This window comes from Brevundimonas sp. UBA7664, from assembly GCF_002483305.1.
In the GTDB taxonomy this organism is placed as follows: Bacteria; Pseudomonadota; Alphaproteobacteria; order Caulobacterales; family Caulobacteraceae; genus Brevundimonas.
The window spans coordinates 1-5,952 of record NZ_DLHQ01000032.1 but is presented as its reverse complement, the minus strand read 5'-3'; the positions used below and the strand labels follow the sequence as shown (position 1 = coordinate 5,952).

Below are 5,952 nucleotides of genomic sequence, written 5' to 3'. Positions count from 1 at the left end.
GCCGCCGCCGCCATCTCGCCCGGTGCGCTCAGCGTCCAGCGCGCCGCCCATTCGACGAAGTCCACGGTGCGTTCCGGCAGGCGCGGATCGTCCAGCACGTGGTCGATCGGCTTGAGCCGCCGGTTCGAGCCGGTCGTCTCGCGCGCCTCAGAGACCACCCCCCGCATCAGCCGCGGCCCCAGCGGCACGGCGACCTGATCGCCGCGCACGACCTCGAGCCCCTCGGGGACCTCGTAGTCGAAGGCCTCGGACACCGGCAGGGGGATGAGGACGCTGGCGACTTTCACCGCCTCGCCCGCTCCGCTAGAGAGACCGACATGAAACTCTTCCTCGACACAGCCGACGTCGCCGTCATCAAGGACATGGTCCCCACCGGCATGGTGGATGGCGTCACCACCAATCCCTCGCTGATCGCCAAATCCGGTCGCAACATCGCCGAGGTCATCGCCGAGATTTGCGCCCTCGTCGAGGGGCCGATCTCCGCCGAGGCCGTGGCCACCGATTTCGAGACCATGGTGAAGGAAGGCGACAAGCTCGCCGCCATCGCCCCCAATGTCGTCGTGAAACTGCCCCTGACCTGGGACGGGCTGCGCGCCGCCCGCGCCTTCGCCGACAAGGGCATCAAGACCAACGTCACCCTGTGCTTCTCGGCCGCCCAGGCCATGCTGGCCGCCAAGGCCGGCGCGACCTTCATCTCGCCCTTCGTCGGCCGGCTGGAAGACCACGGCGCCGACGGCATCGGCCTGCTGGAGGAGATCCGGGTGCTGTATGACGTGCACGGCTTCGACACCCAGATTCTCGCCGCCAGCCTGCGCAACACCAACCACGTCAGCGCCGCCGCCGTGGCCGGGGCCGACGCCGCGACCATCCCGGCCGACGTTTTCAAGGCCCTGGTCAAACACCCGTTAACCGACAAGGGGCTTGATGCCTTCCTGGCGGACTGGGGCAAGACCGGTCAGTCGATTCTCTAGTTTCGCCTCGAGGAGAGGTCTGTGAGCGTTTCGCCTGACCTCTCGTCCAAGCCGGAAGAGCCGCACTGGCCGGAAATCCGGGCATGGCTGCAGGCCAACCCCCAGTTCCTGCTGGACGACCGCTCCCTGCTGGAAGAGATCGGGCTCAAGCCCCACGGCCGCAATGTCGTGGAGTTCGGCCGCGCCGCCCTGACCAGGCTGGAAGAGGCCGCCGAGCGTGAGGCCGACGCCCGCAAACGCATCGAATCCATTGCGCGCGCCAATTTCGCCGCCCAGACCCAGACCCACGTCGCGGCGCTGGACCTGATGGAGGCGCGCAATCCGTCGGATCTGGCCCGCCGTCTCGATGCGGTGGCGCAGGGCCGGTTCGGCCTCGCCGGCGCGGCCATCGCCCTCGAAAAGCCGGGCGGCGTGCCGTTCGGCTGGCGCGGCCTTGAGGCCGGAGGGGTCGATTCCCTGCTGGGCGAGCACGGCCTGACCTGGCTCGGACCCAATTTCGCTGGCCTGAACCTGTTCGGCGCGAACGAGGCCGAGGTGAAGTCGGTGGCCCTGATCCGCATGGCCCCGCAGTTCCCCGGCGCGGAGGCGCCCGCCCGCCACGCGATCTGCGCCTTCGGTTCGCCCGAGGAGGATGGCTTCGCCCCCAACATGGGCTGCGAACTGGTGGCCTTCATCGCCCGCGTCGTGGAACGGACCGCCGAGCGATGGCCGATTCTCAGCTGACCTCCGCCGATCAGGCGCTTGCGGCCTGGCTGGAGCATCTGGCCCACGAACGGCGGCTGTCTCCGAACACGCTGGAGGCCTATGGCCGCATCGGCCGCCTCTACCTCGCCTTTCTGGAGCGGCACCGGGGCGGGCCGCAGCGACTGGCCGACCTGGGAACGGTGACCGCCGCCGAGGTGCGCGCCCATCTGGCCGAGCGGCGAAGCGGCGACCACCCGCTGGCGGCCCGGTCAATCAGCCAGACCCTGTCCGCCATCCGCGCCTTCCATGGCTTCCTCGACCGGCGCTGCGCCACACCGGCGCCGCAACTGGCTCTGGTGCGCGGTCCCCGCATCAAGCCGTCCCTGCCCCGCCCCGTCAGCGAGGACCAGGCGCGCGGCCTGCTGCAGGAGACCGACGCCGACCCCGACGCAGAACCCTGGGAAGCCGCGCGGGATCGGGCCGTGCTGACCCTGCTCTACGGCTGCGGCCTGCGCATTTCGGAGGGGCTGTCGCTGGTCCGGTCCGACGCGCCGCTGGCCGAGGCGCTGCGCATCATCGGCAAGGGGGGCAAGACCCGCCTCGCCCCGGTCCTGCCCGCGGTGCGCGCGGCCGTCGACGCCTATCTGGCCCTGCAGCCCTTCCCGCTCGGACCATCCGACGCCCTGTTCCGCGCCCGCCGCGGCGGCCCGCTGGGTCCGCGTCAGGTGCAGGCGACCGTCCAGCGGCTGCGCGGCCGGCTCGGCCTGCCCGCCACGACCACGCCCCACGCCCTGCGTCACAGCTTCGCCACCCATCTGCTGGGCGCCGGCGCCGACCTGCGCTCGATCCAGGAGCTGCTCGGCCACGCCAGCCTGTCGACGACCCAAAAATACACCGCCGTGGACGCCGCCCGCCTGCTGGAGGCCTATTCCGCCGCCCATCCAAGGGTCTGACACGCATCAATGCATCGCAGATCGGGCGGCGCTGCCGGCGGCCGGCGCTACCGATGCAAGATGTTGAAGGAGGTGTGGTTATCTTCCTCAACCCACATGCGGCAGCTCTCAACAAGCTCAAGCATTTCGGAGTCCGAGTCCCGGTTGATCAGGACGTTTATGCGCGCGGTGGGACGTGCAGGCGGGCCATGCTCGTCCCGCCACGCCTCGGAATGAATGAAGTCCAGGTAGACATCGAGCTTCCGGAGCAGACGTTCTTTGGACCGTCTGTCGTTACGCAACGGGCTCGCGATCACGAGCTCCAACTGGCCAGCGCCGTCCGCGGCCTTGGCGTGGATGTCCAGGACGAAGATGCGGGGAATGGGATGGGTCGGATCGTCTCCGAACCAGTCAGCCTCATCCCCCGCAAGCGTCACGCCTGCATCGTCCAGCCGTCCACCCCCATGGCCGCCTGTTTGACGGCCTCGGAGCGGGTGGGGTGCGGGTGGCAGATGCGGGCGACATCTTCCGACGAACCGCCGAAGGCCATGGCCACGCAGGCCTCGCCGATCATCTCGCCCGCCTGGGGCCCCATGATGTGGACGCCGAGGATTCGGTCGGTCGTCGCGTCAGCGAGAACCTTGGCGAAGCCGTCGGTCTCGTGGTTGATCTTGGCCCGGCTGTTGGCGCTGAACGGGAATTTGCCGGCCTTGTAGGCGACGCCGTCGGCCTTCAGCTGATCCTCGGTCCTGCCGACCCAGGCCACTTCCGGCGTGGTGTAGACCACGCTGGGCACCAGATTGTAGTCGACGTGCCCGGCCTTGCCGGCGATCAGCTCGATCACCGCCACGGCGTCCTCCTCGGCCTTGTGCGCCAGCATCGGGCCGTAGGTGACGTCGCCGATGACCCAGACGCCGTCCGTCCCGGTGCGGAAATGGTCGTTGGCGAGGAAGCCGCGCTTGTCGGTCTCGATGCCGACCGTCTCCAGCCCCAGCCCCTCGGTGTAGGGACGCCGCCCGATGGCGACCAGCACGACATCGCCCTTCAGCGTCTCGGCGGCGCCGCCGGCGGCCGGCTCGACGGTCAGTTCGACCCCGTCCTTGGTGGTCTTCGCGCCGGTGACCTTGGAGCCGAGCTTGAAGCTCATGCCCTGTTTGGTCAGGGCGCGCTGGAAAGCCTTGGCGACGTCGCTGTCCATTCCGGGGCTGATGCGGTCCAGATATTCGACCACCGTCACCTGCGCGCCGAGGCGGCGCCAGACCGAGCCCAGTTCCAGACCGATGATGCCGGCGCCGATGACGATCAGATGCTTCGGCACGGCCGGCAGCGACAGGGCGCCGGTGGAATCCACCACCTTGCCGTCCTCGAAGGTCACGCCGGGCAGCGGCGTCGGCTCCGAGCCGGTGGCGATGACGATGTCCTTGGCCGTCAGCACCGTCTTCGAGCCGTCGGCGGCCGTCACCTCGACCTGGCCCTTGCCGACGATCCGGCCGCGGCCCTTGATCCAGTCGGCCTTGTTCTTCTTGAACAGGAATTCGATGCCCTTGGTCAGGGCGGTGACGCTCTCGGTCTTCTGGCCCATCATCTGGCCGAGGTTCAGCTTCGGCGCGCCGATCTCGATGCCGAGATGGGGGAATTCCGTCGTCGCCGTCTCGAACAGTTCCGAGGCGTGCAACAGGGCCTTGGACGGCATGCAGCCGACGTTCAGGCAGGTGCCGCCGAGGGTCTCGCGCATTTCGATACAGGCGGCGGTCAGGCCCAGCTGGCCGGCGCGGATGGCGGCGTTGTAGCCGCCCGGGCCGCCGCCGATGATGACGACGTCATACGAGGCGCTGGAAACGGCGGCTTCGGCCATGGAATCTCTCGGGTCTGTGGTGGGCGCCGGGAAGGCGCGCGGAACCTGGCGGCCGACCGCGAGGGTCAACCGCCGCGCCGCATATAAGGGGTTCCGGGACTTTCGGGCAGCCCTTCGTCAGAAATTCAGCTGACCCGCTTCGCGCTTGCGCCGGATGCGCCGGCCAGCGACGACCACCAGCACGCCAAGCAGGAACAGGGCGCCCAGCACCAGCCAGACCGGATCGACCGGCAGGCCGCTGACCGCCTCGGGCGCCGCCATGGTGGTGGGGCCGCCGGATCGGGCGGCGACGTCGCCGCCGCCCTGGTCGAGCGCCAGCCGGAGCACGGCGTCGGCGATGAAGCCGAGGAAATAGGCCACGGCGGCCTTCGAATTTCCCGCGCCCAACATCAGGGCGGCGACCAGATACAGGCCGACGGCGCCGATCCACAGGGTCCAGACCGGCAGGAAGCCGAACAGATCGCCGCCGGCGTCCGCCTCGGCGCCCATCCGCGACGCGGCCACATCAGGCCCGGCGCCTTCGAGCATGGGAGAGATGAACGGCCAGGCCAGCCAGCCGGCATAGCCGATGACCGCCAGCACCACGATGAACCGCAACAGCTTCATGTCGAACCTCCCGCCCCCGAAACCCACCCCGCGTTAACCACCATAGCCCGGCTGGCCGAACGGCGAAAGGCGGCGGCTCAGGCCGCGCTGGGCAGGGTGATGGAGACCTCGGCCCCTTCGCCGGGGGCGCTGTCGATCGACAGCACGCCGCCGGCCTGGCGGGCGAAGGCATAGGCCTGGGACAGGCCCAGACCGGCCGCGCCCTCGCGGGTGGTGAAGAAGGGTTCGACCGCGCGGGCGGCGAGGTCGCGGTCCATGCCCGGGCCACTGTCGCGCACGCTCAGACGCACCCCGCCCTCGAGCATGGTCTCCAGCCGCACGGCGACCGATCCCTTGCCGGCGACGGCGTCGACGGCGTTCTGGGTCAGGCCGCGGACCGCGCCCTCGAAGGCGACGGGGTCGAGGCGCACGGGCGCCGCGTCGGACGGCCCCTCGATCATCAGGTCGACGCCCGGTCCGCCCAGGGCCCGCAGTCGGGTCTCCATGCCACGGAGCAGGACGCCGGCGTCGAGGACGCGCAGCACCGGCGCGTCGTCGCCCTGCGAAAAGGCGGTCAGGCGCCGGGTCAGCAGCTCGCCCTTCTGGCCCGCGGCCAGGGCGGCCTGGCCGATACGGCGCACCCGGGCCGGGTCGTCGGCCTGGCGCAGCATCATGTCGAGGGCCCCGGTCATGACGCCGAGCAGGGCGTTGAAGTCGTGGGCCAGCCCGCCGGTCAGGCGGCCGACGCTCTCCATCCGGCGACCGCCGGCCAGTTCGGCCTCCGCGTCCTCACCGGCCTTCCGCGCGGCTTCGTGCGCGGCCCGGGCCTCCTCGCGGGCGGCGGCGGCGGCGGCGAGCGCCTCCCCGGCCTCGCGCCGGGCGGCCTCGGCGGCCTCGCGCAGGGCCAGGGTTTCGTCGGAGACGG

7 protein-coding genes and 1 pseudogene are annotated in these 5,952 nt (G+C 70.5%); 3 read left to right on the top strand and 5 right to left on the bottom strand.

What is annotated here, in order from left to right; all coding sequences use genetic code 11:
• A pseudogene (locus B2742_RS08245) lies at nt 1-287 on the bottom strand (primosomal protein N'); the annotation flags it as partial.
• Between the two features lie 30 nt (nt 288-317).
• On the opposite strand from B2742_RS08245, the gene fsa reads away from it, so the two are divergent.
• Genes fsa through B2742_RS08230 form a run of 3 tightly spaced genes read left to right on the top strand, consistent with a single transcriptional unit; the run spans nt 318 to nt 2,608 of the window.
• The gene (gene fsa / locus B2742_RS08240) at nt 318-971 is read left to right on the top strand and encodes a fructose-6-phosphate aldolase (RefSeq protein ID WP_292064985.1); all 654 of its coding nucleotides are present in this window, start codon (nt 318-320) and stop codon (nt 969-971) included.
• A 21-nt stretch (nt 972-992) separates the two neighbouring features.
• The gene (locus B2742_RS08235; RefSeq protein WP_292064983.1) at nt 993-1,694 is read left to right on the top strand and encodes a DUF484 family protein; all 702 of its coding nucleotides are present in this window, start codon (nt 993-995) and stop codon (nt 1,692-1,694) included.
• The gene (locus tag B2742_RS08230; protein WP_292064981.1) at nt 1,676-2,608 is read left to right on the top strand and encodes a tyrosine recombinase XerC; all 933 of its coding nucleotides are present in this window, start codon (nt 1,676-1,678) and stop codon (nt 2,606-2,608) included. Before B2742_RS08235 ends, B2742_RS08230 begins: the two co-directional genes overlap by 19 nt.
• Nucleotides 2,609-2,655: 47 nt before the next feature.
• Here B2742_RS08230 and B2742_RS08225 read toward each other — a convergent pair whose 3' ends face one another.
• The 4 genes from B2742_RS08225 to B2742_RS08210 all read right to left on the bottom strand — a co-directional run.
• Entirely contained in the window at nt 2,656-3,024 is a 369-nt protein-coding gene (locus B2742_RS08225; RefSeq protein WP_292064979.1) for a hypothetical protein, read from the bottom strand.
• Nucleotides 3,021-4,442, bottom strand: a complete 1,422-nt coding sequence (gene lpdA / locus B2742_RS08220; RefSeq protein ID WP_292064977.1) for a dihydrolipoyl dehydrogenase — start codon at nt 4,440-4,442, stop codon at nt 3,021-3,023. Before lpdA ends, B2742_RS08225 begins: the two co-directional genes overlap by 4 nt.
• Nucleotides 4,443-4,559: 117 nt before the next feature.
• Nucleotides 4,560-5,048, bottom strand: coding sequence for a hypothetical protein (locus tag B2742_RS08215; RefSeq protein WP_292064975.1), 489 nt, complete (start codon nt 5,046-5,048; stop codon nt 4,560-4,562).
• A 77-nt stretch (nt 5,049-5,125) separates the two neighbouring features.
• Nucleotides 5,126-5,952, bottom strand: an 827-nt coding sequence (locus tag B2742_RS08210) for a sensor histidine kinase (protein ID WP_292064972.1), incomplete at its 5' end; no start/stop codon positions are given.

Coding starts and splice junctions, on each gene's coding strand:
- fsa (WP_292064985.1), top strand. CDS start 318: ATGAAACTCTTCCTCGACACAGCCGACGTCGCCGTCATCAAGGACATG.
- B2742_RS08230 (WP_292064981.1), top strand. CDS start 1,676: ATGGCCGATTCTCAGCTGACCTCCGCCGATCAGGCGCTTGCGGCCTGG.
- lpdA (WP_292064977.1), bottom strand. CDS start 4,442: ATGGCCGAAGCCGCCGTTTCCAGCGCCTCGTATGACGTCGTCATCATC.
- B2742_RS08215 (WP_292064975.1), bottom strand. CDS start 5,048: ATGAAGCTGTTGCGGTTCATCGTGGTGCTGGCGGTCATCGGCTATGCC.